Raw genomic sequence first — 25,030 nt, 5'->3', positions numbered from 1 at the left:
GTTGTGGCCCACTGACAAGACCCGAACGAGGAGAGGTAACCCCATGGTCACCGGCTACGCAATCGAAGCACGGGGGCTGCGCAAGTCCTACGGCGACGTGAAAGTGCTGGAAAGCGTCGACCTGAGCGTGCGGCGCGGCACGATGTTCGCGCTGCTCGGCCCCAACGGCGCCGGGAAGACCACGACGGTGCGGATCCTCAGCACCCTCCTGGACGCCGACGGCGGCACCGTGACCGTCAACGGCCACGACCTCGCCGGGTCCAAGCGGACGGTGCGCGAGCAGATCGGCCTGACCGGACAGGACACCGCGGTCGACGAACTGCTCACCGGCCGCGAGAACCTGGAGATGATGGCCCGGCTGTTCCACCTGCCCGCCACGCGGGCGAAGGCGCGGGCCACCGAACTGCTCGCGCAGTTCGACCTCGTGGAGGCCGCGGGCCGCCAGGTCAAGACCTACTCCGGCGGCATGCGGCGCAGGCTCGACCTGGCGATCAGCCTGATCACGTCGCCGCCGGTGCTGTTCCTCGACGAGCCGACCACCGGCCTCGACCCGCGCAGCCGCTCGGCGATGTGGGACGCGATCCGCGAGTTGCTCAACGGCGGCACCACGATCCTGCTCACCACGCAGTACCTCGAGGAGGCCGATCAGCTCGCCGACCGGATCGCGGTGATCGACAAGGGTCGCGTCGTCGCCGAAGGCACCGCCGCCGAGCTCAAGCGCAAGGTGGGCACCGAGCGGCTGAAGCTCACCTTCGCCACCGCCGCCGACGCGGCGCGCGCGCACGACGTCGCCGGCGGGGTGCTGACCGGCGACACGGTCAGCGTCGCGATCGACCAGCCCGCCCAGGTCCGGCAGGTGCTCAACCGGATCGACGACGCGGGCCTCGAGACCACCGGGCTGGAGCTCTCCGAACCGACCCTCGACGACGTTTTCCACACCCTCACCGGAACCGCGGGAGCGAACTGATGACCCAGACCCTGTCCAGGGAGATCGAGGGGACGCACATCCCCGGCTCCCCGAGCCGCTCGTCGTTCGCGCTCGCCCTGTCCGATTGCCGGGTGCTGGTCGCGCGCAACGTCAAGCACATCGTCCGCAACCCGGAGATGCTGATCCAGGCGTTCTCGCTGCCGATCGTGCTGCTGCTGCTGTTCCGCTTCATGTTCGGCGGCGCGATCAACCTGCCCGGCATGGCCTACGTCGACTATCTGGTGCCCGGCCTGGTGGTCGTCAGCATCGGCTTCAACTCGACGACCACCGTGGTCGGCGTGGCCGCTGACCTGACACAGGGCCTGGTCGAGCGGTTCCGCTCGATGCCGATGGCAGGTTCGGCCGTGCTGGTCGGCCACGTCGTCTCCGGTGTGCTGCGCAGCATGCTTTCGCTCGTGGTGATGGTCGTGGTCGGCCTGGCCATCGGATTCCGCCCGGCGGGCGGCGTGCTCGGCTGGCTCGCCGCGACCGGACTGCTGGTGCTGTTCGCCGCCGGCGTGTTCTGGCTCGCCACGCTGGTGGGGTCGATCGCCAAGACCGTCGAGGGAGCGGGCGGCCTCGGCATGATCTTCGTGTTCGTCCCGTACGCCACCAGCGCGCTCGTCCCCACGGGGTCGATGCCGTCGGTGCTGCGGGCCGTCGTCGACAACCAGCCGGTGACGGTGGTGATCGACGCCGTCCGCGGCCTCATGAACGGCACCGCGGTGGCGTCGACGGTGTGGCTGGCGTTCGCCTGGTCGGTCGTCCTCACCGCGGTCGGCGCGTACCTCGCGATTCGGAAGTTCCACCAGCGCGCCCGCGGCTGACCCCCTCGCCGCGGTGGCGAAGGCGGCCCGTGCCCCCGAGCACGGGCCGCCTTTTTCTTGAACCCGAGACGCGGGCTGCGTCAGACCGCCCAGGTTGCTGTGGGGCAGCTTCCGCACGGCGGCAACCCGGGACCGGCCTAGCTCGTAAAGGCGGGTGAAGCGGTCGGCGTCGAGTTCGCCGTCGGAGATGTGCAGCGAGCAGCCGCCCGGCCTGACACCCCCGGCAGCGTACTAAACCGACTCCCCGGTTTTCCCAGTAAAACAGGCCGGTCGGTTTGGTTGCTGATCACAGTGCGCCGCACGAAAAAGGGCGACCCCGCACCGCCGGGCCGCCCTTTTTCCGAAGCCTCAGACCGCGGCCGCCTCCTGCTCCGCGCCGCGCGGATCGAACCGGTGCAGCCGCCGCGGCGGGACCACCGAGTTGAGGATCAACGTCCACATGTACGCCGTGCGCTCGAGCAGGTCGTTGCGGCCGGTCAGCACCTGGGAACTCAGCTGGATCCCGGTGAACGACGCCTGCACGTACACCGCGAGGTCGTACGCGTTGATCTCCTTGCGCACATCGCCCGCCGCCTTCGCCGCGAGCAGGCAGCCGTGGATCGTGTCGATCCACCGCTTGTACGCGGCACCCGCCGGCGCGATGAACGAACCCTGCTCGATGACCAGCCGGACGCTCGCCCTGACCCGCACGTCGGACTGCAGGCTGGCCGCCATCCCCTGGGTCAGGTCGATGACCGTCTGCAGCCCCGGGCGTTCGATCGCCGCGAGCGGCTCCCACACCGTGAACTGCTCCTCGATCAGCGCGTCGGCCAGGTCTTCCTTCGACTTGAAGTGGAAGTACAGCGCACCCTTCGTGACCCCGGCTTCGGCCAGGATCTCCGACAGGCTCGCGCCGAGGAAGCCGACGGCGTCGAACCGCGAGGCGGCCGCCTCGAGGATCGCGTTCCGTGTCTGCTCCGCACGCTCTTGGCGAGCCACGGCGGCCCCTCTCGCTTTGGCGGCTCGGTCCACAGCAGACCCCCGCCCAGAAGGACAGTCTACGTCCCGGCGGCCCGGAAAGCCACTAAAAACCGCTCGGTTGGTATGGTTTCAGCGGGGGAGCAGGGGTGCCGGTCAGGGGAGCAGGGCGGCGATTCCGTCCAGGACTCGTTCCAGCGCGAAGTCTTCGGGCGCGGCGGCCGGCCAGCCGTGGGATTCGGCCAGTTCGGCCAGATGCGGATAGCCGCCTTCGGACAGTCGCGGTTGCAGGAAAGCTCGTACTTCGGCGGAGTATTCGGCGGATTCGGGGGAATCCGGGTCGGCCGCCGTCCGGCGGCGGTCCGCGGTGGCCCGGACGACCGCCGAAACCAGCTCCGCGCACCCCAATGCGTCCACAGTGGACAAACCGGCCCCGGTGAAAATGTCCAGGAGCTGTTCGGTCCAGCGGAGGCGGTGCGGGGTCAGGCTCTCGCGGACGTCCAGCAGCCAGGGGCGGGCGGCGTACCGTTTGGCGGCCGCGTCCGCCCAGGCCCGGACCGCGGAGCGCCACTCCAGGCCCGCGGCGGGTTCCGGGGGCGGGCCGAATCCGGTCTCGGCCAGCAGGATCAGCAGTTCGTCTTTCGAGCTCACGTAGCGGTAAAGCGCGTTGGTCGTCAGGCCGAGCGCGGACGCGATGTTCGGCAGCGACGCCGCGGCCAGGCCCTCGGTGTCGGCCAGTTCGACGGCGGCCGCCACCACCGCCTCGACGGTGTGCGACGGCTTCGGCCCGCGACGGGGGCGCGGGCCGCCTTGCCATGCCGGGGACAGACCTGGGGGCAGGGCGCGGGGGTCGGGCTCGATCGGCATCTTTCGCTCCGGGACGTCTTTCAGTAAACTGTGCAAGTCTTACACCGATCTGGCCTGGGGGCGAGCCAACGTGAGCGAGACCAATCGATCCGGGGCCGGGAGCGCCGCCGAGGCTGAACGGCGCACCCCTGTTTCGCGACGGCCAGCGCGCTGACCTGGTCCGGCATCGGCGGGAATCCGGACCCGCCGCAACTGCTTCGCGCCCTGTCCGGCGGTGCCGTCTGAGCTGCTCCGAGGCCCTGTTGCCGGGGTCTGGGGTTTCCCGATCATCCGGGGTCCGCTAAACTGTGCAAGCCTTACACAATTAATCCCGACTCCGCCGAAGCCGTATTGGGGGGCCTCTCATGTCGGAGAGCACCGAGAAGACCCGTTCGGGGAGCGGATCCGCTCGCCTGATCGTCACGATCGCCTGGGCGGCCGTCCTCGGCGTCCAGTTCGTCATCTGGCTGCTGATGTGCCTCATCAGCATGTCCTTCAAATGGCCGTTCTGGCTGTGGACGCTGGGCGGCGGCGTGATCGTGCTCGGGGTCTGGTGGTCGCTCGACCGCCGCGGTTCCGGTAACGGATCGGAGTGAACGACGTGTCCACCACCACCACTTCCGTGGCAACACCGGTCCAGCTGGACGCGGTGCACAAGACCTACGGCCGCGGCGAGAGCGCGGTCGAAGCGCTCGCCGGCGTGTCCGTCGCCTTCCCGGCAGGCACTTTCACCGCGGTGATGGGCCCGTCCGGTTCCGGCAAGAGCACGCTGCTGCACTGCGCGGCCGGGCTGGACACGCCGACCTCGGGCACGGTCACCCTCGTCGGGACCGACCTCAAGGGCAAGAACGAAACGAAGCTCACCGAACTGCGCCGCGAGCACGTCGCATTCATCTTCCAGTCGTTCAACCTGATGCCCGCGCTGAACGTGGAACAGAACGTCACGCTGCCCACGCTGCTGGCCGGCCGCACGCCGGACAAGGCGTGGGTGGACCAGGTGATCGCGCGCGTCGGACTGTCCCAGCGCGTCAAGCACCGGCCCGGCGAACTGTCCGGCGGGCAGCAGCAGCGCGTCGCGATCGCCCGCGCGCTCGCCGCCCGCCCCGCCGTGGTGTTCGCCGACGAGCCCACCGGTGCGCTCGACACCACCACCGCGCTCGAGGTGCTCGGCCTGATGCGCGAATTGGTCAGCGCGGGCCAGACGATCGTGATGGTCACGCACGACCCGGTCGCCGCGTCCCACGCGGACAACGTGCTGTTCCTGGTCGACGGCCGGATCGTCACGCAGATGGCGAGCCCGAGCGTCGACGCGGTGGCGAGCACCCTGGCGCACCTCGGCGAGCAAGCGAGGAGGCAGCGGTGAGTTCGCGGCGAGTCGTGCTCGCGCTCGCGCTGTCGAGCCTCCGGTACCGCGCGGCGGCGTCGCTCGCGTCGTTCATCGCCATCTTCGTCGGCTGCGGTCTGCTGATCGCGTGCGCCGGCCTGTTCGAAACGGCGATCGTGCTGAAGGCGGCCCCGGAACGGTTGTCCGCCGCGCCGCTGGTCGTCGGCGGGTCCGCCGGGTTCAAGCTGCCGGACGAGGAATCGCAGGTCGTCCCGTACGCCGAGCGTGCGGTGCTGCCGGAGGACCAGGTCGCCAAGATTTCCGCGGTGCAGGGCGTCGGACAGGCGGTGCCGGACGTTTCGTTCGCGACCGTGCTGCTGCACGACGGTGCGCCCGAGCCGGGCGCGTCCGTCCTTTCCGGGCACGGCTGGGATTCCGCTTCGCTGGGCGGATACAAGCTGACCGAGGGCGCGGCTCCGAACACGCCGGGCCAGGTCGTGCTCGACGCGGCCACCGCGTCCGCGGCCGGCCTGCACGCGGGTTCGGCCGTCGACCTGGCGGTGAACGGACAGCGCCAGTCGTTCCAGATTTCCGGCGTCGCACAGCCTTCGCAGGCCGTGCGCGCGCCCGCGTTCTTCTTCTCCGTCGCGGACACCCAGCGGTTCAACCCGCATCCCGGCACTGTCGGGCTCGTGGGCGTGTTCCCGGCCGACGGGATCGACGCGACTGAACTGGCGGGCAAGATCTCCGAGCAGGTTCCGGCGCTGACGGTGCTGACCGGCGACGACCGCGGTTCGGCCGAATTCGTCGGCGTGAGCGGAAGCCAGCTGCCGCTGATCCTGCTCGCGGCGATCTTCGGCGGCATGGTGCTGGTCGTGATGGCGCTCGTCGTTTCCGCGACGATCAGCCTCACCGTCCGGCAGCGGCAGCAGGAACTCGCGTTGCTGCGGGCGACCGGGGCGACGCCGAAACAGGTGCACCGCATGGTCGTCATGGAGACGATGGCGGTCGGTGCGCTCGCCGCGGTGTGCGGGGCGTTCCTGGGCAGCCTGCTCGGGAACTGGATCTTCAGCACCAGCGGTTCGCTCGGCATCGTGCCCGACGAACTCGCCTTCACCCAGGACATCATCGCGTTCGCGGCGGGCATCGTCGTCACGCTCGCGATCACCTTCGGGGCCGCATGGTTCGCCGCGCTGGCCGCCGCCCGGGCCCGGCCGATCCAGGCGCTGGCCGAGGCGGCGATCCCGGGGGCCAAGGTGAACGCGGTGCGCCGCATGGGCGCGCTGATCTGCGGTGCGGCCACCGTGCTGCTGGCTTCGACCACGATCTTCATGCCCGCCGACAGCGCGGCGGCGATCGGCGGTCCGGCGCTGCTCACCGGTGCGATCGGCGTCGCGCTGCTCGGTCCGGAGATCATCGCGTGGGTGGTGGACCGGTTCGGTCCGTTCGTGCGCCGGGTCGCCGGCCGCGACGCCACGCTCGCGGTCATCAACACCCGGGCGCGGGCCGTCGCGTTCGCCGCGGTGCTCACGCCGATCACGCTCGCCAGCGCGGTCGCGCTCGGCAACGTGTATTCCGAGACCACCGCGCAGAAAGCGCAGGTCAACGCGTACGCCGGGCAGTTGCAGGCGGACGCCGTGCTCACCTCGACCGCGGGCGGGTTCTCGCCGGACCAGCTCGCGCAGATCCGCAGCACGCAAGGGGTTTCGACCTCGTCGCCGCTCGTCACCAGCTCCGGCTGGATCGAAGATCCGTACGACGGCAACGGCAGCGACCCGTTGCGGCTGCTGGGCGTCGCCCCGCAGGACCAGGGCGGCACGGTGCTCTCCACCGAGGTCACCGAAGGCTCGCTGACGGCATTGCGCGGGGATTCGGTGGCGCTGCCCGCGTCGGTCGCCGACAGTCTCGAGATCAAGGTTGGTGCCAAGATCAAAATGCGGCTCGGCGACGGGGCACAGGTCCCGGTGACCGTGGTCGCGCTGCTGGACAGCCCGTCCAGCTACGCGAGCATGGTGCTGCCCGCAGACCTGCTGGCCGCGCACACCACCAGCGGCCTGGCGTCGCAGGTGCTCGTGCGGGGCGGCGACGCCAGCGCGATCGTGTCGGCGCTGTCCGACCGGACGAAGGACTGGCCCGGGGTCACGGTCGGCGACGACAGCACGCTCGCCGCGAGTTTCCAGGCGAGTGCCGACGTCGAGGCGCTGATCAACTACCTGCTGGCCGTGCTCGCCATCGCGTACGCCGCGATCGCCGCGGTGAACACGCTCTCGGTAGCGGTGCTGGCCCGCCGGCGGGAGTTCGGCGCGCAACGGCTCGCCGGCGCCGACCGCGGGCAGGTGAAGCGGATGTTGTTCGTGGAAGGCGGGATCGTGGCGGTGACCGGGCTCGTGCTCGGCATCGTGATCTCGCTCTTCACCGTGGTGCCGATGGCGCTGACCACCGGCGAGATCATCCCGTCCGGACCGGTCTGGGTGTTCCTCGCCGTGGTGCTCGCGATCTTCCTGATCGTGTGGCCGGCGACCGCGCTCTCGGCGAGGCTGGCGATGCGCCGCAACGCCGTCGAAGCGGTGAAAATGCCCGGCCAGTAACGATTTCTAGGGGTACGCCGGGCCGGCCCGGGGTGGATAGTCTCGAAAAGACTGTCCATCCCGGCCCGGCTTTTGCCGTCTCTGGAGCTATCCCATGCGTGTACTCCTGGCCGCGCCGTCCTCGACCGCCCGGCTGCACACCCTGGTGCCGCTGGCCTGGGCGCTGCGGACCGCCGGACACGACGTGAAAATCGCAGGACGCCCCCCGTTCGTCGAGGACATCCTCCGCACCGGCTGCGTCGCGGCCGAGCTCGAAGACGGCGACGCGGAACTGACCGAATCCGCCGCGCTGGTCAAGTTCGCGCGACTGTGGCGGCCCGCTGTAGTCGTGTCGAACGCACCCGCCGGAATCACCGCCGCCCGCGAGGTCAACGCCAAGGCAGTTCGCGTGCTCGGGCCGTCGGACTTCAGCATCGCTGCGGACCACACGCTCGACGTCGTCCCTCCTTCATTGCGAGACAAGGACTCTCCTGGAACTTCAATACGGCACATTCCGTATTTCGGTCCGGCCGTGATCCCCAACTGGCTGCGTCGCAAGGCATGCCGCCCTCGCATTCTCCTGTCGCTGACTGACTCTTCCTGGTATGAGCCAGTCTTCAGTACACTGTCCGATGTGGACGCCGAGTTCGTCTGCAAAGCGGAACTGCCAGCCGGGCTTACCCTGCCGCCGAGCGTGAAACTAGTGGACTCCGCGCCTCCTGCCGCCGTGCTGCCGACCTGCGCGGCGGTGGTGCACGACGGTGACGAGACTTTGGCCCTTGCCGCAGTGGCGTACGGGCTGCCGCAGTTGTCGTTGACCGAGTCCGCTTTCGGTACCCGCGTCACCGCGGCGGGCGCGGGGCTTACTGGTTCGGTGGAAGAGATCTCCCGACTCACCGACGACACACTTCGCGCGGGTGCGGATGCGTTGCGTGCGGAGGTAGCCGCGTTACCGGCCCCTCGCGCGGTCGTCGCCCCCCTGCTCCCGCTAGGTCCGCTTTAGATCGCTCCGGCACTCTCTGTGGAGTAGAGAGGACCACTGCGTGAAGTGAGGTGGCGGCAATGCCGACCCGGGTGATGGAAAAGCCGGTCGATCCAGTGGCAGCGTGGCTGGCCCCGCTGGCGGACGACCCGGCGGGCGCGGTCGCGTTCCTCTCCGAAGTGACCGACCGCGTGTCGCGGCGCCACGGCTCGGGCAGAGTCCTGGTCCCCGGCGGCGGCCCGGTAGCGGACGCACTGGCCGGCGAAGGCTACGAGGTCCACCTCGAACCCGGCTCGCGCTTCGACACCGGCTACCTGGGCGCGGACGTGCTGTCCCGCCTGCCCGACCAGCGAGACCAACTGCGCGCGATCGGCCGCTACAGCCGCCTCCTGCGCCCAGGCGGTGCCCTGGTAGTCCAGGGCCGCCACCCGGACCCGGCCTGCTGGACCGCGGACGCCCGCGTACGCGCGGTAGACGACGTCCGGCAAATCGTGCACCTGACTGACGCGTCGCTGCCCTTGCGGTACGTGTGGCCCGCCGAACTGGACCTGATGGCCGAACTGGCGGGCCTGGCCTTGGACAGCCGCTGGGGCGGCTGGTACGGCGAACCAGTCACGGGCGGCGGTTTCGTAGTGTCGGTTTACCGCAGCTGAGGCTCTCGCCCTAGCCCCACAGCACAAAAGAACGGCCCGGTCTCCCGCTTGTGGCGGAAGACCGGGCCGAATCCGGCGCGGTCAGGATCAGACCGCGTCCGACATCTCGCCGACAAGAATGCTGTGGTGCAGCTTCCGCAACGAGCTCCCGGGCTCGATCCCCAGCTGCTGCACCAAATTCTGCCGAGCCGAAGCGAACGTCTCCAACGCCTCGGCCCGCCGGTTGGACCGGGCCAGCGCGGTCATCAAATACTCGGTGAACGTCTCGCGCAGCGTGTGCTCCTTCGCCAGCGCGGACAGCTGCCCGACGACCTCGCGATGCCGCCCGATCAACAGCTCGGTCTCCATCAGCAGCTCAAGGCAGCCAAGCCGGCTCTCCTCGAGCAGCGTCGCGTAAGCCTGCACATCCGGCGAGTCGGCGAACCCGCCGAACGCCGCACCGCGCCAAAGGCTCGTGGCCTCCCGCAGCACCTTCGCCGCCTGCCCGTAGCCGCGGTCCCAATGCAACGTCCGCCCCTGCTCGTAAAGCCGGGTGAACCGGTCGGCATCGAGCTCGCCGATGCCGACGTGCAGCGAATACCCCCGCGGACTGGTGACCACCGGGCTCTCTTCCGCATCCTTGCTCGTGCCGCGCAGCAGTTTCCGCAGCTGCGACACGTACACGTACAACGCCGCGCTCGCCCTTGCCGGCGGATGTTCGCCCCAGATCTCGCTGATCAGGTGCTCGGCGGTCACGACCTGGTTGTTCTTGGCCAGCAGCACGGACAGCAGGGTCTCGATCTTGCGGGCCCGCGGGGCGCAGACGCCGGGCCGGCCGCTCACTCTGATCTGTCCGAGAATTTCGTAGTTGAGCATGACTGCCCTCCGATGTCTCTCGCGCCGGACCCGTCCGGCGGCGCCCCCAGCGCCGCTGCCTGCCGGTCCGAGCCGGGTCCGTGACAGGACCATAGCAAACCGGGAGGTCGGTTTTCAAGGTAAAACCGGGTGGTTGGTCTGTTCCGGTCGCGACCTGCCGGATACGGCCAGGCAATCGGCCCTGCCGACTAGTAAACCGGGCGGTCGGTATGTCATGATGAGCAGGCCGGGAACCCACGCCGTGCCGTTCCCGGCGCGAGACGATGGGGAAGACGGTGACTAAACAGGCCCGTGCGGAGCTGACCAGGCTCCTGCTGCTGGACGCCGCGGCGACACTGTTTTACCGCGACGGCTACGCGGCCACGAGCATGGTGGACATCGCCCGCGAGGCCGGCGTGACCAAGGGCGGCCTGTACTTCCACTTCTCGTCGAAGGACGAGGTCTGCGACGAGGTGCAGTCGGCGGCCGTCGCGGTGCTGCACGGGCACGTCGCGCGAGCGCGCGGGAGCCGTCCGCATCTGCGCAGGCTGGCCGGCCTGAGCCGGGCGCTGATGGGCTGGCTCGCCGAGGACGCCAAGGTGGGCGCGAGCTTCCGGTTGGCCCGCGAAATGGGCTCGAACGACCCGCGGTTCGTCGCCTTCGTCCGCGCGTGGATGGGCCAGGTGCGCGCACACATCGCCGCGGCGCACGGGGCGGGGGAGCTGAGCCCGCGCGTCCGCCCGGACGTGGCGGCGCTGCTGGTCGTGGTGACCTGCGTCGGTCTCGAAACGGCGGCGGCGAGCGGCACGATCCCGGCGGGCACGGATCTGGCGAGCACGCTTTCCGAGCTGTGGCGGGTGATCGAGGTGGCGCAGCCCGCGGATTCGTCCGCCGCCGAGGCAACAGGCACCTGAGCGGCCGCGACGTCTACGAGTCGAGAATTCCCTGCACTGCGCCAGTCAAAAGAACCGCCTGGATCCGCCGAAACCCGTTGCGTGGCAACGCCTTCACTGAGAAGACCGACCGCCCGGTTTTCCCAGTCTCACACCGCGTCGGCGGGAGGAGTCCCGGCCGGATCGAACTTGTGCAGCCGCCGCGGCGGGACCACCGCGTTCAGGATCGTCTGCCACATGAACGTGATCCGCTCGTGCAGATCGGTCCGCCCGGTCAGCACCTGCGAACTGAGCTGGGTCCCGGTGAACGACGCGACGACGTACTGCGCGAGATCGTGCGCGTTGACCTCTTTCCGCACGTCGCCCGCGGCTTTCGCGGCGAGCAGCAGGCCGTGCACGGTGTCGTTCCACTGCTTGTAGGCGTTCGCGGCCGGGGCGACGAACGACCCCTGTTCGATGACCAGCCGGATGCCCGCGCGCACGCGCACGTCGGTGCGCAGGCTGTGGCCCATGTTCTGGGTGAGGTCGATGGCGGTCTGCAGCCCCGGGTTTTCGACGTCGGCCAGCGGGTCCCAGACGATGAACTGCTCGCGGATCAACGCGTCCGCCAGTTCTTCCTTGGACTTGAAGTGGAAATACAGCGCGCCCTTCGTCACCCCTGCCTCGGCGAGGATGTCCGACAGGCTCGCACCGAGAAAGCCGACCGCGTCGAACCTGGACGCGGCCGCGTCGAGGATGGCCTTGCGGGTCTGCTCCGCGCGTTCCTGGCGAGCCACTGCGCACACTCCTTTCGGGAAGCCGCGGGCCCGGAACGGCCGCGCAGGCACGCCAGTCTACCTCCGTCCCGGCCATCGGATCCAGAAGAAAAAAACCGGTAGGTAGGTATGGTTTTGTCCGGCCGTATCCGCTAAACATGGTGTGGGGGTACTGGGGAAGTTCTTTTTTCTGGGAGGACCGACATGGTCGGTATGTTGTTAGAGGAGTCTGTCCGAGGAACCTTCAGCACCGATGGCGAAAGTTCGCCGGGCGGACGCCCGGTCGACTTCCAGCAGACGATCCCGCGCAATCTCGTGCACCGCGCGGCCGTCTCGGAAGTTTTCGTCACTGATCTGAACATCGTGGGCGAGGGGCAGTTCGAGGTCGGCGCGCAGTGGCCGCGCCGGCACGGCTTCTTCGGCCCGCGCACCGCGGGGTCGCACGACCCCATGCTGTATGCGGAAACCACCCGCCAGGCGTCGCTGCTGATCGCGCACCGCGCCTACGGCGTTTCGCTCGGCAACGCGTTCATCTCCGACTGGAAGACCAGCTCTATCGCCCCCGAAGGGCTGGTCACCGAAGGTCGGCCGATCGACGTGGTGCTGCGGGCGAGCGCGCACGACCCGGTGTTCCGGGGCAAGAATCTCATCGGGATGCGGACCGAGTTCGGCTGCTTCCGCGACGACGAACTGGTCGGCACCGCTTCGGAAACCTGGCGCTGCGTGTCCCCGGCGGTCTACCGCCGGCTGCGCGGCGACCATTTCGCGGCGACGCCGTTCCAGGCCCGTGCGCTGCCCACGGTGGCCCCGGCGCTCGTCGGCCGGGACCGGGGGGAGGACGTGCTGGTCGCGGAAACCGCGGTGCCGGGCACCTGGTCGCTGCAGTTCGACCCGGACCATCCGGTGCTGTTCGACCACTCGGTGGACCATGTCCCGGGCATGGTGCTGATCGAGGGCGCGCGGCAGGCGGCGCTGCTGACGCTCGGCGATCCGTACGCGCTTCCGCTGCGTTCGGATTTCGAGTTCTCCGCCTACGTCGAGTTCGATTCCGAATGCCTGCTGGTGGCCGAGGAACTCGAACCGGACGCGGACGGCTGCCGCGTGGTGCGGGTGGTGCTGGAGCAGAAGGGCCGCGCGGCCGCCACCGGCATCCTGGCGATGCGCAGGTCATGACTGCCGGCCTGGGGGCGGACAGTACGACCGGGGACATCCTCGTCACCGGAGCGACCGGGTTCATCGGTTCGGCGGTGCTGCGGGCGTTGCTCGCCCGCGGCGCCGCGGTGCGGGTGCTGGCGCGCGGTGCGGTGCCGGAGTGGATCACGCGATCCGGCGCGCGGATCCACCGAGGCGATCTCACCGACGCCGCCGGGCTGGCCGGGGCGTGCACGGGCGTCGCGACGCTCGTGCACGCCGCGTCCCGGATCGGCGGCACCGAAGAGGAATGCGCCGAGGTCAACGACCGAGGCACGGCCCGGCTGCTCGCGGAGGCGCACCGCGCGGGCACGCGGCGCGTCGTGTACCTCAGCACCTGCGCGGTCTACCGGGACGGCGAGCATCGAGGCGCGCCCGAGGACACGCTCGACCTCGGGCCCGCCTCGGCGACCAGCCGCACCAGGCTGGCCGGAGAACAGCAGGTCCGCGCCGCGGGCGGGATCGTTCTGCGGCCGCACCTGGTGTACGGCGACGGAGACCGGCACGTGGTCCCCGCGCTGGTGAAGTGGCTGCGAGCGGTGCCGGCGTGGGCCGCGGGCGGCATGGCTCGTACATCAGTGGTGTCGTCGTGGGATCTCGCTGCCGTGCTCAGTGCGTTCGCGCTGGACCCGGCACTGGGCAGCCCCGGCGAGGTGTTCCACGTGGCCGACCCCGAACCGGTGCGGATGCGCGAGCTGCTCGAAGCCGTCTGCGGCACGCTCGACCTGCCGGTTCCCGATGCGGACCTGCCGCTTGCCGAGCACCGGGCGCGCACGCCGTGGCTCAGCGAGCACCAATGGTCGCTGCTCACCCGGGATCATTGGTACGACAGCGAAAAGGTCTGGAAGCTCACCGGAGTGCCGCCGGGGCCGGGGCTGCGCGTCCGGTTGGCCCAATCCCGAAACTGGTATCGGGAAACGCTGGCAATTCCCGCGCCGGTCTGATCGGAGCGAATTCATTCGGCGATAAACGACGGCGGCCGTCCGGAAATTCGTCCCGGACGGCCGCCGCCGTTTCCGCGGAGTTCATTTCGGTGGCGGCGAACCCGGGCGCGGCGCGAAGATGATCGTCATGTCCCGACGCGAGCTCGTCGTGCTGGGCTCGGCGAGCCAGACGCCGACCCGGCACCGCAACCACAACGGCTACCTGCTGCGCTTCGACACCGACGGCATCCTCTTCGATCCGGGCGAGGGCACCCAGCGGCAGATGATGTACGCCGGCGCGACGGCGAACGAACTCACGCACCTGTGCGTGACCCACTTCCACGGCGACCACAGCCTCGGCCTCGCCGGCATCATCCAGCGGCTGTCCCTGGACGCCGTCGCGCACCCGGTGCGCTGTCACTACCCGGCGTCCGGCCAGGAGTACTTCGACCGCCTGCGGCACTCCACGTCGTTCCACGAACGCGCCGAACTGGTCCCGCTGCCGATCTCCGCCCCCGGCCCGCTCGGCGGCGCGCTGTCGGCGTACCCGCTGGAACACCGCATCGACTGCTTCGGCTACCGCTACGCCGAACCGGACGGCCTCCGGATGCTGCCCGACGCACTCGCCGCAGCCGGCGTCCAGGGCCCCGCGGTCCGAAAACTCCAGGCCGACGGCGTACTCGAGACCGCGAACGGCCTGGTCCGGCTGGAAGACGTGAGCGTGCCGCGCCGGGGCCAGGTGGTCGCGTTCGTGATGGACACCCGCCTGTGCGCGGGCGCGTTCGCCTGCGCACGAGAGGCGGACCTGCTGATCGCCGAATCGACCTTCCGCGCCGCCGACGCCGACCTGGCCTACCGCTACGGCCACCTGACCAGCACCGACGCCGGACGGCTCGCCGCGGAGTCGGGTGCCCGGGAACTGCTGCTGACGCACTTCTCGCAGCGCTACCCCTACGAGGAGGCGGACCGGTTCCGCGACGAAGCCGCGAAGGTGTTCGACGGAGAGATCCACGTGGCACGGGATCTGGACGTGGTGCCGCTGCCGCCGCGCCGATGAGGAGTGGAATGGTGCCACCGGTCCCCGCTGACCTGCTGGAAATCGCCGAGGCGCTCGTCCCTGGTGCCCCGGTCGGCTCCGCTCGCCTTGCCACGCAAGGGAATATGCACCACGTGGTGCTGCTGCCCGGCGTCGCCGCGGTACGGATCAGCAAGCGTCCCGATTCCGCCGCCGAGCCGAGATCCTCCACACGATCGCGGCGGCCGGCCTGCCGTTCGCCATACCGGAGCCGCTGACCCCGGTCACCAGCTTCGGCGATCGCACGGCCGTCGCGCTTTCCTGGATAGACGGCGAGGGGTTGCCGGAAGGCGTCGGCGATCCAGCAGCGTTCGGTCCGCTGTTGACGGCACTGCGCGAGGTCGAGATCTCCCCGGCGCTGGAAGCCGTTCTCCACCGCCCGCGCTCGGACTGGGAGGAGGTCCTGCACGACGTCGTTCCCCGGCTGCCGGCGAAGTGGCAGGACGACGTCCGGCAGCGGCTCGACACGCTGCTCGCGCTCGAAGACGTCCCGGCAAGACTCGTCCACGGCGACCTCGGCGGCACCAACGTCCACTTCTCCGCGGACGGCAAGCTGACCGGCGTCCTCGACTGGGACCTGGCGATCCTGGCCGACCCGGCAATCGACGCCGCGCTCGTCGCGACCTGGCACGGCTGGGACGTCCTCCGCGCGGCCGCCGACGAGGAGACCTGCCGCCGCGCCCGGGCCTGGAACGACCCGATCGGCGTCGAACACCTCCACCCACTCCTCGCCGGCAAGCCGCTGACCAGCATCGATGGCTTCATCCGTGCCGTCGTGACCTGGCTGGAGACACACCGCTAAAAAATCTTCTCAAGAATTTTCGGCCGCGCTGTCGGATCGGGTCGCCGGTGTTCGTAGCAGTAGTGAAGCCGCCCGCAAGGGGCAGCACCGAAGCGAAGGAACCGACCATGAAGCTCACGACCGTGACCCAGCTGACCGTCGACGGAGTCGTGCAGGGCAACGGCGGCGCGTCCGAGGAGGACCGCCGAAACGGATTCGACCGCGGCGGATGGGCGCTGGGCAAGGGCGACCAGGACACGCTCGCGTTCATCAACGACACCTACCACCGCGCCGACGCCTTCCTGTTCGGCCGCCGGACGTACGACCTGTTCGCGGCCTCGTGGGGGATGATGAGCGCCAACGCCGCCCCCGGCCGCGAACGCATCCGGCTCGCCCTGAACGAGCGGCCGAAGTACGTGGCCTCGAAGACGCTCACCGCCCCGGCGTGGTCCGGCACCAGCGTCCTGTCCGGCGACCTGGCGACCGCCGTCGCGGACCTCAAGGCCCGGCCCGGCGGCGAACTGCAGGTGCACGGCAGCGGCACCCTGGTCCGCCGGCTGCTGGAAATGGACCTGGTCGACGAGATGATTTTCCTGGTGATCCCGGTGGTCGTCGGACAGGGCCAGCGGCTTTTCCCGCAGAACGGCCCGGATCTGGCCCTCGATCTGGTTGAGTCACGAGTGGACACGAAGGGCGTGACGACGCAGGTCTGGCGCCCGGCCGGGCGTCCGCAGTACGCGGGCCGCTGACCTCAGAAAGGATCCTGCGATGCGGTACCTGATTTCCGTGATCCACGACCAGCCCCCTTCCGTCACGCCGGAGGAGGACGCGGCGATCGACGTTTTCAACGAGCGCCTCCAGACCGGAAACCACTGGGTCTTCGCGGGCGGTCTGGCCGCGCCGGAAACCGCGACCGTCATCGACAACCGGGACGCGGCGGGAATGGTCACCGACGGCCCGTTCCTGGAATCGAAGGAATACCTGGCCGGCTTCTGGATCATCGAGGCGCCGGACCTCGACGTCGCGCTCAAGCTCGCCGCCGAAGGGTCGAAAGCGTGCAACCGCAAGGTCGAGGTGCGACCGTTCCAGTGAGCGACGTCCGGGAGGCGATCACCCGCGCCCACCGCGAGGAGTGGGCCCGGGTGGTCGCCGGTCTGACCAAACGTTTCGGCGACCTGGACATCGCCGAAGAAGCCGCCGCCGAGTCGTTCGCGACCGCGGTGGAGCGATGGCCGTCCGACGGCGTGCCGCCCAACCCCGGCGCCTGGCTGACCACCACCGCCACCCGAAAAGCCATCGACCGCATTCGCCGCGAAAACAAACGCGACGACAAGCAACGGGAGGCCCAGCCGGTGTACGACGCGACGCCTCCCCACCTCATCGACGACGACCGCCTCCGCCTGATCTTCACCTGCTGCCACCCGGCGTTGGCCGCCGAATCCCGGGTGGCCCTGACCCTGCGCATGGTCGGCGGCCTGACCGTGCCCGAGATCGCCCGTGCCTTCTTGGTGTCGGAAAGCACTATGGGACAACGGATCACGCGGGCGAAAGCCAAAATCAAGGCCGCCCGCATCCCGTACCGAGTGCCCGCCGCCGAAGACCTCCCGACGCGCGTCTCCGGCGTCCTGACCGTGCTGTTCCTGGCCTTCAACGAGGGCTACCTGGCCACTGGCCCCGACACCGACCCCGTGCGCCAGGACCTGACCGCCGAAGCGATCCGGCTGACCCGCCTGATCCGCACCCTGCTGCCCGACCACGGCGAGGTGACCGGCCTGCTGGCGCTGATGCTCCTCACCGAAGCCCGCCGCCCCGCCCGAGTGTCCGCCGACGGCGAGCTAGTCGCCCTGGACGAACAAGACCGTGCTCTCTGGGACGTGTCGCTGATCGCCGAAGGCCACCGCCTCGTACGCGAGCGCCTCGCCACCGGCGTCGCTCCCGGCCGGTACCAGCTCCTGGCGGCGATCAACGCCGTGCACACGTCCGCGCGGGACATGCGCGAGACCGACTGGTCGCAGGTTCTCGCCCTCTACGACCAACTCGTCCGCGTCGATCCGTCGCCGATCGTCGCCCTGAACCGCGCCATCGCCGTCGCCGAACTCGACGGCCCATCGGTGGCGCTGGGTTTGGTCGACGGTCTCGGGGACCGGTTGGCCGGATATCACCCGTACCACGCCACCCGCGCTGACCTGCTCCGCCGGTTAGGCCGCGACGAGGATGCACGTACGGCGTACGACCGGGCGATCGAGCTGGCGGGCAACACCGCGGAGACTGCTGCGCTGTCTCGTCGACGGGATGAGTTGCGGTAGGGGCGTCGACGCACGAAACGCCGGTCAGTCAGCACCCCGACGTGCGCACATGCCGGTGCCCCCTGGCCGGGAAGTCCGGAGGCGCGGGAGGCAGCAATTCAGCGAGCATGTAGCGGCATTTTTCCGCGACCCGGCAGGACGCCGGATTGTCTTCGGCATGCAGCAAGTCCAAGCGGTTCACCCGGACGATCTGCTGCGTGTCGAGCGCCCACCGCGACGTGACTTCCAGCGCCTGGGCAGCGATGCCACGCCCCCGAGCTTGGGCAGCCGTCCAATAGCCGACCTCGGCGGCACCAGCGTCCCGGACTTTCACGACGACGTGACCGACCGGCGTGTCATCGACGGCCGCCACCGCGAAGCTGAACTGCGACGCGGAGTCCCAGCCGGATGCTTGTGCGTCCAGCCACCGCTGAGCCTCGGCGTGGTTGGCAAGGGAAGTCGTCAACCGGCGGCGCAACAGCGGATCGCGATGTGCGTCAACCAACACCTGCCGATCTTCCGACCGCCACGGGCGCAGTCGCAATGTGGTCCGGGGGATGGGGAGAAGGACGGTCACGACTTTCCATTCTGCACCGCCCAGACGTCTCGCGCCCGAATACGGACCGAGCAATATCCTTGCCCGACAGCGAATTCAGTTGTGCTGCCCGGGAATGTCGCCGCAGTAGGGTAATCTCACCGCATGCTCATCGAGGTGGACAGAGGCTAGCCGCCGGGTTCTCGGCGGCGTACCGGCCGACGAGTGCCCTGGCCCGACTCTTTCCCACCCAATTCCCCTTCGCGCCCTTGGCGTGCGCTTCGCTGTGCGCTAGTCGCGGGGACGATGACCTTCAGGAGCACTCATGACGCACGATTCGCCGCGTCCGCCATTCGACCCAGAACTCGCCGCGGTGCTGCCCGCACTAGCCGACCACGCGCCGGTCGGCATGACCGCGGACCGCTTGCCGCACTACCGGAACCTCCCTTTCCCCAGCATCGAAGACCAAATCGGCGACCGCCCGGTCCGCTGCGCCCACCACACCATCACCGGCTACGACGGTGCGGAGATCGCGGTCTCCGTCCTGTCCCGCGCGGACCACGAGACCTCCGGCCCCGGCATCTACTACCTCCACGGCGGCGGAATGGTGATGGGAGACCGCTTCGCCGGAGCGAGCCCGCTGATCGAATGGGTGCTGAAGTACGACGCGGTCGCCGTCACCGTCGAGTACCGGCTGGCCCCGGAACATCCCGACCCGGTCCCCGTCGAGGACTGCTACGCGGGCCTGCGCTGGACGGCCGCCAACGCGAACGCCCTGCGCTTCGACCCGCTACGCCTAGTGATGTTCGGCGGCAGCGGCGGCGGAGGACTAGCCGCAGGCACCGCGCTGCTGGCCCGCGACCGAGGTGCCCCAGCGCTGCTCGGCCTGCTGCTGCAATGCCCGATGATCGACGACCGCAACGAGACGGTGTCGTCCCGCCAGTACGACGGCACCGGCGTCTGGGACCGGACCAGCAACCTGACCGCGTGGACAGCCGTCTTGGGCGACCGCCGCGGAACCGCCGACGTCTCGCCCTACGCAGCAGCCGCCCGAGCAACCGACCTGAGCGGCCTCCCGCCGACCTTCATCGACGTCGGCGCAGCGGAAGTCTTCCGAGACGAGGACGTCGCCTTCGCAACCGCGATCTGGGCCTCAGGAGGCAACGCAGAACTCCACGTCTGGGGCGGCGCGTTCCACGGCTTCTACGACCTCGCCCCGGACTCCGCGCTGGCCCACGCGTGCGTCGCGGCGCGTGAGTCGTGGCTCGAGCGGTTGCTCGGCCGCCCGATGCCGTAGCGGACCGCGCGCCGTCCTGCCGAGGTTGGCGGGGCGGCGCGTTCCACGGCTTCTACGACCTCGCCCCAGAATCCAAGCTGGCCCACGCGTGCGTCGCGGCTCGTGAGTCGTGGCTCGAGCGGTTGCTCAGCCGCCCGATGCCGTAGCGGACCGCGCGCCGCCCTGCCGTGGCTGGCGAGGCGGCGCACACCTCCCATCACACCCGTTCCCGCCCACTCCAAGATCATCCCACCCGCCACCGACAATTCCGGGCGGCGTGTCGGCACCCGCCTCGCCAGAGCCCTCCCTCGGCCGTGACAGACTGCCGGGCGATGTACACGCCGTCTGATCTCGCTGACCTGCTCGAATGCGAGCACCGGAGCATCCTCAAGCAGGCATTGGCGGCGGGGATACCCGGCGCGCCGCGGCCCACTTCGGCACCCGATCGGCTGGCGGTGAAGCACGGGCGGGCGCACGAGGCGGCCACGCTCGGACGGTTGCGCAGCGAGCGGACGCAGGTCGTCGAGATCGAGGAGCACGATCCGGTCGTCGCGGCGAAGGCCACCGAGGAAGCCTTGCGCGCGGGCGCGCCGATCGTCTACCAGGCGGTGTTCCACGACGGCGAGTTCTCCGGCCGCGCCGACTTCCTTCTGCGCGACGACCAGGGCCGCTACGAGGTCTACGACACGAAGCTCGCCCGGCACGCCAAGCCGTCGGCGGTTGTGCAGCTCACCGCGTACGCCGACGCTCTGCGCCGCGGCGGCTGGCCCGCCGGGCCGGAGATGCACCTGCTGCTGGGCGACGGCAGCACGCGCAGCCTGCGCGTCGACGACTTCCTTCCGCTCGTGGACCGCCTCCGCGACCGGCTGGAGGACCGTCCGCCGCAGCTGCCCGACCGGATCTGGGCAGACGAACGTCCGGCGTGCACCGGATGCGCGTTCGCCGACCACTGCTCGTCCGCGCGCGAGGCCGACCGCGACCTGTCGCTGGTCGCCGGGATGCGCAGCGAGCAGCGGCGCAAGCTGGTAACCGCCGGGCTCGGCACCATCGACGCGCTCGCCGGCGCCGAACCCGCCGACCGCCCGCGCGACATGTCCGAGGGCACGTTCGCCTCGTTGCGCGCGCAGGCCGCGATCCAGGTCCGGCAGGACGAAACCGGAGAGCTGGCCTACGAAATCATCGCCCCGGACGCGCTCGCCGAACTGCCCGAAGCCAACCCCGGCGACGTCTTCTTCGACATGGAAGGCGACCCGTACGCCCTGGCCGGCACCGGCCTGGAGTACCTCTTCGGCGCGGTCACCCCGGACGAGCGCTTCACCCCGTTCTGGGCACACTCGCGCGCGCAGGAGAAACGAGCGTTCGAGGAGTTCGTCGACTTCGCCACCGCACGGCTCGCGGAACACCCCGACGCGCACGTCTACCACTACGCGCCGTACGAGGTCACGGCGATCAAGCGGCTCGCCGCCGTCCACGGCACGCGGGAGGAAGCCGTGGACGAGCTGCTGCGCAGCGGCGCGATGATCGACCTGTATGCCGTGGTACGCAAGGCTTTGCGGGTAGGACAGCGGTCGTATTCGATCAAGTATTTAGAACCACTGTACATGCCGGAAGCCCGTGCTGGCGAGGTAAAAACGGCGGCGTCGAGCATCGAGGCGTACGAGGATTACCTGACGCTCTCGTCGGCGGGAAACACCGAGCAGGCCGAAGAAGTGCTGCGCGGCATCGCGGACTACAACGAGTACGATTGCGTTTCCACCTTGCGCCTGCACGAATTCCTGCACCGCGTGCGCGCCGAAGCCGGGATCGCCCTCGCCGAGCCGGATCCCGAGTCCGAAGTGGACGCTCTGCTCCGCCGCACCGAAGAAGAGGAAGCCGCCCAGCGCCGAGCCGAACGCGCCGCCGCGATGGCCGCGCTGGTCGACCCGCTCCTGGACGGCCTCCCCGACGACCCCGCGGATTTCACCCCCGACGACCACGCCCGCGCGCTGCTGGCCGCCTCCGTCGGCTACCACCGCCGCGAGACGAATCCGGCGTGGTGGGAGTTCTTCCGCCAGCTGGCCGCGCCGATCAGCGATCTCGAAGTAGACACGACCTGCGCGGTCCCGGTGTCGGTGACCGCGGGCGAGTGGGTGCCGCCGTCCGGCCGGTTGCGCACCGCGAAACGCACGCTGGTCGTGAGGTGCGACCCGGACCGTCCGCATCCGTACGCGCCTGGTGACGACGTGCGTTTGCGCTACGGCGCCGACGCGCGCGACGCGAAAGTCGTGTCCGCGACGGCTGTCGAAGTGACGCTGGAAGAGAGCAGCGCTCCGGACCGGACGTCCAACGACCTCCCCGCAGCGGTCCTGCCCGGCAGCCCGGTCCGCCCGTCGCCGAAGGACGAGGCAGTAGCCGATCTCGCCCGGCTGGTAGGGGAAACGCTGCCTGCGCTGCCGTCACACCCCGGCGTCGACCTGCTGCGCCGCATCCCCCGGTTGCGCGGCGGACTGCCCGAACCAGGCGAAGATCTGGTCGCCACGGTGATCACCGCAGTCGACCAGCTCGACGGCTCCGTGCTCGCCGTCCAAGGCCCGCCCGGAGCCGGAAAGACTTACCTGGCAGGGAAACTCATCGCCCATCTGGTGCGTTCGGGCCGGACCGTCGGCGTCACGTCGAACAGCCACAAAGCGGTCGAGAACGTGCTCTCGGCGGCCATGGAAAACGCGCCGGAGATGGCCTGCGCCAAGCGCGCGAAGCGGACGCCGGACCCGTCATTGCCTTGGGAGCAGCCGAAAAACAACACCGCGCTGGTACGCTGGCGTGAAGAACACGACACCGGCCACCTGGTCGGCGGCACGGCGTGGACCTTCGCCAACGCCGCCGTGCGCGAGGAACCCTTCGACGTTCTCGTCATCGACGAAGCCGGTCAGTTCGCCCTCGCGGACGCACTGGCGGTGTCGATGTGCGCGAAAAACCTGGTACTACTGGGGGATCCGCAACAACTGCCGCAAGTCGTGCAAGGCACGCACCCGGCCGGTGCGGAGGCGTCGGCGCTCGGCCACCTGATCGGCGAGGCGGACATCATCCCGCCGGAACTGGGCTATTTCCTAGACCTGACGCGCCGCATGCATCCCGCGGTCTGCGCCCCGGTTTCCAACCTGTCGTACGCGGGTCTGCTGCACTCGCATCCCAGCGCGGAACGTTCGGTCGACGGCTTCCCGTCCGGTCTCTATCTGGCATCGGTCGAGCATCGCGGGAACACCACGCGTTCGGTCGAAGAAGCCGAGCAAGTGGTCGCGGTGATCAAGTCCCTGCACGGCCGTTCGTGGGAAGGCCGACCGCTCACGGACGCCGATTTCCTTGTCGTAGCCCCGTACAACTTGCAGGCGCGAGTCGTGACGCGCGCACTCTCCGACGCCGGCTTCGCCGACGTCCGAGTCGGCACAGTGGACCGGTTCCAGGGTCAAGAAGCACCCGTTGTGGTGACGACAATGACCTCCTCGTCGGCGGTAGACTTGCCGCGAGGCCTTGATTTCTTGTTGTCCCGTAACCGGTTGAACGTCGCTCTCTCCCGCGCGCAATCCGTCGCTGTCCTGGTGTGCTCTCCGAAGCTGCTCGAAGCCGACATCAGAACGGTAGACCAGATGCGGCTGGTCTCCGGAATGCTCGGATTGCTCCGCGACGCCCGCGAATGGATCGGCTGAGCCAGGCGCTTGGCGACGGGTGAGTTCACCCGTGCTGGGACGCGTCACTGAGTGTGGGGCGTCCTTGCCAGTGGCGCGATGCGTTGCTCGGTGAATGGTGCGTTGCCTGTGCCTGGGGCGTCACCCGGTGTGGGTGTGCATGCCTGTGCCGTGATGTGGGCGTGCGCGCCTGCGGGTGGTGTGTCGCTCAGCGAGGGTGCGCTGCGCGCGTGGGGACGCGTTACTAGGTGAGGGCGTGCATGCCCGTGCCTGGATGCGTTGGTCAGTGTGGAGCGTGCGCCCGACCTCGGATGCTTCCCGGTGTGGAGCGCCCACGAACGGTCCGGAGTGCGTTCCTGGGTGAGTCGTGCGTGACTGCGGCGGCGACGAGTTGCTCGGCGAAGGAGGACTGCCCGCGCTGGCTGCCCGCGCTCGGAAGCGTTGCTCGGTGACAGGCGAGCATCCCCCGCACCGTGATGCGGTCACTCAGCGAGGGCGGGTATTGCTGTGCCGTGATGCGTCATTCGGTGCGGGAGCGCCCGCGATGCGTCGCTCAGCAAAGGCAACGTCTGCCCGCGCTGCAGGGCGGGTGGGCGCTACGAGGGGCACCCACCCGGCCGATCCGGTCGGGATCCGGCGGCCGGGCGGGCGCATGTCCCCGCTCGCGCGACCGTGGGGGAGGGGTGGCGCGGCGAGCGAGGTGGTTTGGGCGCCCCGCGCGTCCGGCTTGCGGGAGCCGGAGCGGGGGCGCGGGGTCCCCGTCCGCGCGGGGCACTGGGGAGAGATGCCGCAGCGGACGGGGTGGCTTGGGAAAACGGCGTGTCCGGTTCGGACGGTCTCAACCGGACTGCCCGGCACACCGACGAGCGGCGCAACCCAGCTCGTCCGGACTGCCGACGTGCATCTGCGGCCGAGCTCGGTTCGAACTCTGACCGCATTTGCGGCCGAACCCGATTCCTCCGAACTCTGCGGCGCAACCCGGCTTATCCGGACTCCGACGCGCACCCGCGGTTGAACTCAGCTCAACCGGACTCAGCTGCGCATCCGCAATTGAACTCGGCTCAACCGAACTCATCTGCGAACCCGCAGTCGAACCCGGACTCATCCAGTGGGCAAAGCCTGCTCCCCCACACCCAATACAACCCCTTGCGGGCCAAGAACATTCCCGCGGCCGGGGGTGTGCTCCCGCTCTCCGTCCGGACCGGCTGGGGGTTACCGGCCGGCGGGAGCAGGAGCACCGGATCCCGTTCCGCGTCTGGGGGGAGCAGTCACGCGGAGCGGGTAGTTCTGCGCCGGTACGGGGGCCGCCTCGCGGCGAGTGGCACGACCAGGCTCCGGCCGGACCGGTATTCCTGGAAGGCAGAAGGTGAGGCCCGGGGGCACCTCCGTACCGACACCCTGTACAACGCTCCAACCGCCCGAATGTTCCGGCCCCCTCAGGTGATCTGGATCGCCACCAAGCGAGTGACCGCTTGGTTAAACCAGGCGGACCTCGATCAGGTTGCGCTCTCTGGCGAATCGTTGTCCATTCGCCGCGCGCCCGGACGCGCGAACCGTCCCAAGCCACCGACCTGGATCGGGGGTTGACCGGCGTCACCCGGTAGCGAACTTGTTCGTAACGAACATGTTCGTTAAGCTGAGAGCCAACCACAGAGAAAAGGAGCTTCTCAATGAAGTTGTCAAGCCGCCGCGGTGAC

General features: G+C 69.6%; 23 protein-coding genes. 18 read left to right on the top strand and 5 right to left on the bottom strand.

What is annotated here, in order from left to right; all coding sequences use genetic code 11:
* The first annotated feature begins 43 nt into the window (after positions 1 to 43).
* Positions 44 to 967, top strand: a complete 924-nt coding sequence (locus tag EIZ44_RS17465; protein ID WP_134729753.1) for an ATP-binding cassette domain-containing protein — start codon at positions 44 to 46, stop codon at positions 965 to 967.
* Positions 967 to 1,794 (top strand): ABC transporter permease, encoded by an 828-nt coding sequence (locus EIZ44_RS17460; RefSeq protein WP_134729751.1) that lies wholly within the window; start codon positions 967 to 969, stop codon positions 1,792 to 1,794. Before EIZ44_RS17465 ends, EIZ44_RS17460 begins: the two co-directional genes overlap by 1 nt.
* A gap of 348 nt (positions 1,795 to 2,142) precedes the next feature.
* Here the strand turns inward: EIZ44_RS17460 and EIZ44_RS17455 are convergent, their stop codons facing one another.
* Entirely contained in the window at positions 2,143 to 2,772 is a 630-nt protein-coding gene (locus EIZ44_RS17455; protein WP_134729749.1) for a ScbR family autoregulator-binding transcription factor, read from the bottom strand.
* Between the two features lie 135 nt (positions 2,773 to 2,907).
* Complete coding sequence (locus EIZ44_RS17450) at positions 2,908 to 3,618, bottom strand: helix-turn-helix domain-containing protein (RefSeq protein WP_134729747.1); 711 nt, start codon at positions 3,616 to 3,618, stop codon at positions 2,908 to 2,910.
* Between the two features lie 344 nt (positions 3,619 to 3,962).
* Here EIZ44_RS17450 and EIZ44_RS17440 point away from each other — a divergent pair, with 344 nt between their 5' ends.
* The 5 genes from EIZ44_RS17440 to EIZ44_RS45135 all read left to right on the top strand — a co-directional run bounded on the left by EIZ44_RS17440 (position 3,963) and on the right by EIZ44_RS45135 (position 9,123).
* Positions 3,963 to 4,193 carry a hypothetical protein gene (locus tag EIZ44_RS17440; protein WP_037810549.1) on the top strand — a complete coding sequence of 77 codons (231 nt, stop codon included), beginning with the start codon at positions 3,963 to 3,965 and terminating at the stop codon, positions 4,191 to 4,193.
* Complete coding sequence (locus tag EIZ44_RS17435) at positions 4,190 to 4,960, top strand: ABC transporter ATP-binding protein (RefSeq protein WP_134729745.1); 771 nt, start codon at positions 4,190 to 4,192, stop codon at positions 4,958 to 4,960. The genes EIZ44_RS17440 and EIZ44_RS17435 overlap by 4 nt, the downstream gene beginning before the upstream one ends.
* The gene (locus tag EIZ44_RS17430) at positions 4,957 to 7,509 is read left to right on the top strand and encodes an ABC transporter permease (RefSeq protein WP_134729743.1); all 2,553 of its coding nucleotides are present in this window, start codon (positions 4,957 to 4,959) and stop codon (positions 7,507 to 7,509) included. The genes EIZ44_RS17435 and EIZ44_RS17430 overlap by 4 nt, the downstream gene beginning before the upstream one ends.
* A 94-nt stretch (positions 7,510 to 7,603) precedes the next feature.
* Entirely contained in the window at positions 7,604 to 8,491 is an 888-nt protein-coding gene (locus EIZ44_RS17425) for a nucleotide disphospho-sugar-binding domain-containing protein (RefSeq protein WP_134729741.1), read from the top strand.
* Positions 8,492 to 8,550: 59 nt separating this feature from the next.
* The gene (locus EIZ44_RS45135; protein ID WP_205673189.1) at positions 8,551 to 9,123 is read left to right on the top strand and encodes a hypothetical protein; all 573 of its coding nucleotides are present in this window, start codon (positions 8,551 to 8,553) and stop codon (positions 9,121 to 9,123) included.
* An 87-nt stretch (positions 9,124 to 9,210) separates the two neighbouring features.
* Here the strand turns inward: EIZ44_RS45135 and EIZ44_RS17415 are convergent, their stop codons facing one another.
* Positions 9,211 to 9,978: an AfsR/SARP family transcriptional regulator gene (locus EIZ44_RS17415; RefSeq protein ID WP_037810546.1), complete on the bottom strand. Its 768-nt coding sequence runs from the start codon at positions 9,976 to 9,978 to the stop codon at positions 9,211 to 9,213.
* 275 nt (positions 9,979 to 10,253) lie between these two features.
* Between EIZ44_RS17415 and EIZ44_RS17410 the strand changes: the two genes are divergently transcribed.
* Positions 10,254 to 10,871, top strand: a complete 618-nt coding sequence (locus EIZ44_RS17410; RefSeq protein ID WP_240691333.1) for a ScbR family autoregulator-binding transcription factor — start codon at positions 10,254 to 10,256, stop codon at positions 10,869 to 10,871.
* Positions 10,872 to 10,999: 128 nt separating this feature from the next.
* Here EIZ44_RS17410 and EIZ44_RS17405 read toward each other — a convergent pair whose 3' ends face one another.
* Positions 11,000 to 11,626, bottom strand: coding sequence for a ScbR family autoregulator-binding transcription factor (locus EIZ44_RS17405; protein WP_037810545.1), 627 nt, complete (start codon positions 11,624 to 11,626; stop codon positions 11,000 to 11,002).
* 183 nt (positions 11,627 to 11,809) lie between these two features.
* Between EIZ44_RS17405 and EIZ44_RS17400 the strand changes: the two genes are divergently transcribed.
* The 8 genes from EIZ44_RS17400 (at position 11,810) to EIZ44_RS17370 (ending at position 17,881) form a co-directional block, all read left to right on the top strand.
* Complete coding sequence (locus tag EIZ44_RS17400) at positions 11,810 to 12,778, top strand: ScbA/BarX family gamma-butyrolactone biosynthesis protein (protein ID WP_134729737.1); 969 nt, start codon at positions 11,810 to 11,812, stop codon at positions 12,776 to 12,778.
* On the top strand, positions 12,775 to 13,740 hold the full coding sequence (locus EIZ44_RS17395; RefSeq protein ID WP_205673188.1) for an NAD-dependent epimerase/dehydratase family protein: 966 nt from the start codon (positions 12,775 to 12,777) through the stop codon (positions 13,738 to 13,740). Before EIZ44_RS17400 ends, EIZ44_RS17395 begins: the two co-directional genes overlap by 4 nt.
* Before the next feature lie 127 nt (positions 13,741 to 13,867).
* The gene (locus EIZ44_RS17390; protein WP_134729735.1) at positions 13,868 to 14,776 is read left to right on the top strand and encodes a ribonuclease Z; all 909 of its coding nucleotides are present in this window, start codon (positions 13,868 to 13,870) and stop codon (positions 14,774 to 14,776) included.
* Positions 14,777 to 14,784: 8 nt separating this feature from the next.
* Positions 14,785 to 15,012 carry a hypothetical protein gene (locus tag EIZ44_RS45130; protein WP_205673186.1) on the top strand — a complete coding sequence of 76 codons (228 nt, stop codon included), beginning with the start codon at positions 14,785 to 14,787 and terminating at the stop codon, positions 15,010 to 15,012.
* Positions 14,958 to 15,596, top strand: coding sequence for a phosphotransferase (locus EIZ44_RS17385; RefSeq protein WP_240691343.1), 639 nt, complete (start codon positions 14,958 to 14,960; stop codon positions 15,594 to 15,596). The genes EIZ44_RS45130 and EIZ44_RS17385 overlap by 55 nt, the downstream gene beginning before the upstream one ends.
* A gap of 107 nt (positions 15,597 to 15,703) precedes the next feature.
* Positions 15,704 to 16,324, top strand: coding sequence for a dihydrofolate reductase family protein (locus EIZ44_RS17380; protein WP_134729733.1), 621 nt, complete (start codon positions 15,704 to 15,706; stop codon positions 16,322 to 16,324).
* A gap of 19 nt (positions 16,325 to 16,343) precedes the next feature.
* Positions 16,344 to 16,667 carry a YciI family protein gene (locus EIZ44_RS17375; protein ID WP_134729731.1) on the top strand — a complete coding sequence of 108 codons (324 nt, stop codon included), beginning with the start codon at positions 16,344 to 16,346 and terminating at the stop codon, positions 16,665 to 16,667.
* Positions 16,664 to 17,881 (top strand): RNA polymerase sigma factor, encoded by a 1,218-nt coding sequence (locus EIZ44_RS17370; RefSeq protein ID WP_134729729.1) that lies wholly within the window; start codon positions 16,664 to 16,666, stop codon positions 17,879 to 17,881. The genes EIZ44_RS17375 and EIZ44_RS17370 overlap by 4 nt, the downstream gene beginning before the upstream one ends.
* Positions 17,882 to 17,909: 28 nt before the next feature.
* Here the strand turns inward: EIZ44_RS17370 and EIZ44_RS17365 are convergent, their stop codons facing one another.
* On the bottom strand, positions 17,910 to 18,437 hold the full coding sequence (locus EIZ44_RS17365) for a GNAT family N-acetyltransferase (RefSeq protein WP_167754170.1): 528 nt from the start codon (positions 18,435 to 18,437) through the stop codon (positions 17,910 to 17,912).
* Between the two features lie 283 nt (positions 18,438 to 18,720).
* Here EIZ44_RS17365 and EIZ44_RS17360 point away from each other — a divergent pair, with 283 nt between their 5' ends.
* Positions 18,721 to 19,692, top strand: coding sequence for an alpha/beta hydrolase (locus EIZ44_RS17360; protein ID WP_134729725.1), 972 nt, complete (start codon positions 18,721 to 18,723; stop codon positions 19,690 to 19,692).
* Between the two features lie 311 nt (positions 19,693 to 20,003).
* Positions 20,004 to 23,354 (top strand): TM0106 family RecB-like putative nuclease, encoded by a 3,351-nt coding sequence (locus EIZ44_RS17350; RefSeq protein WP_134729723.1) that lies wholly within the window; start codon positions 20,004 to 20,006, stop codon positions 23,352 to 23,354.
* Positions 23,355 to 25,030: the final 1,676 nt, after the last annotated feature.

It is taken from the genome of Amycolatopsis nivea, from assembly GCF_004522235.1.
Taxonomy (GTDB): domain Bacteria; phylum Actinomycetota; class Actinomycetes; order Mycobacteriales; family Pseudonocardiaceae; genus Amycolatopsis; species Amycolatopsis nivea.
Note: the sequence above shows the minus strand (reverse complement) of the source record. Positions and strands in the feature narration are given on the sequence as shown.

Bases quoted from the DNA above. Each gene is read 5' to 3' on its own strand.
- EIZ44_RS17415 (WP_037810546.1), bottom strand. From the start codon at position 9,978: ATGCTCAACTACGAAATTCTCGGACAGATCAGAGTGAGCGGCCGGCCC.
- EIZ44_RS17395 (WP_205673188.1), top strand. From the start codon at position 12,775: ATGACTGCCGGCCTGGGGGCGGACAGTACGACCGGGGACATCCTCGTC.
- EIZ44_RS17350 (WP_134729723.1), top strand. From the start codon at position 20,004: ATGTACACGCCGTCTGATCTCGCTGACCTGCTCGAATGCGAGCACCGG.
- EIZ44_RS17450 (WP_134729747.1), bottom strand. From the start codon at position 3,618: ATGCCGATCGAGCCCGACCCCCGCGCCCTGCCCCCAGGTCTGTCCCCG.
- EIZ44_RS17465 (WP_134729753.1), top strand. From the start codon at position 44: ATGGTCACCGGCTACGCAATCGAAGCACGGGGGCTGCGCAAGTCCTAC.
- EIZ44_RS17380 (WP_134729733.1), top strand. From the start codon at position 15,704: ATGAAGCTCACGACCGTGACCCAGCTGACCGTCGACGGAGTCGTGCAG.
- EIZ44_RS17440 (WP_037810549.1), top strand. From the start codon at position 3,963: ATGTCGGAGAGCACCGAGAAGACCCGTTCGGGGAGCGGATCCGCTCGC.
- EIZ44_RS17360 (WP_134729725.1), top strand. From the start codon at position 18,721: ATGACGCACGATTCGCCGCGTCCGCCATTCGACCCAGAACTCGCCGCG.
- EIZ44_RS17425 (WP_134729741.1), top strand. From the start codon at position 7,604: ATGCGTGTACTCCTGGCCGCGCCGTCCTCGACCGCCCGGCTGCACACC.
- EIZ44_RS17375 (WP_134729731.1), top strand. From the start codon at position 16,344: ATGCGGTACCTGATTTCCGTGATCCACGACCAGCCCCCTTCCGTCACG.
- EIZ44_RS45130 (WP_205673186.1), top strand. From the start codon at position 14,785: ATGGTGCCACCGGTCCCCGCTGACCTGCTGGAAATCGCCGAGGCGCTC.
- EIZ44_RS17400 (WP_134729737.1), top strand. From the start codon at position 11,810: ATGGTCGGTATGTTGTTAGAGGAGTCTGTCCGAGGAACCTTCAGCACC.
- EIZ44_RS17390 (WP_134729735.1), top strand. From the start codon at position 13,868: ATGTCCCGACGCGAGCTCGTCGTGCTGGGCTCGGCGAGCCAGACGCCG.
- EIZ44_RS45135 (WP_205673189.1), top strand. From the start codon at position 8,551: ATGCCGACCCGGGTGATGGAAAAGCCGGTCGATCCAGTGGCAGCGTGG.
- EIZ44_RS17460 (WP_134729751.1), top strand. From the start codon at position 967: ATGACCCAGACCCTGTCCAGGGAGATCGAGGGGACGCACATCCCCGGC.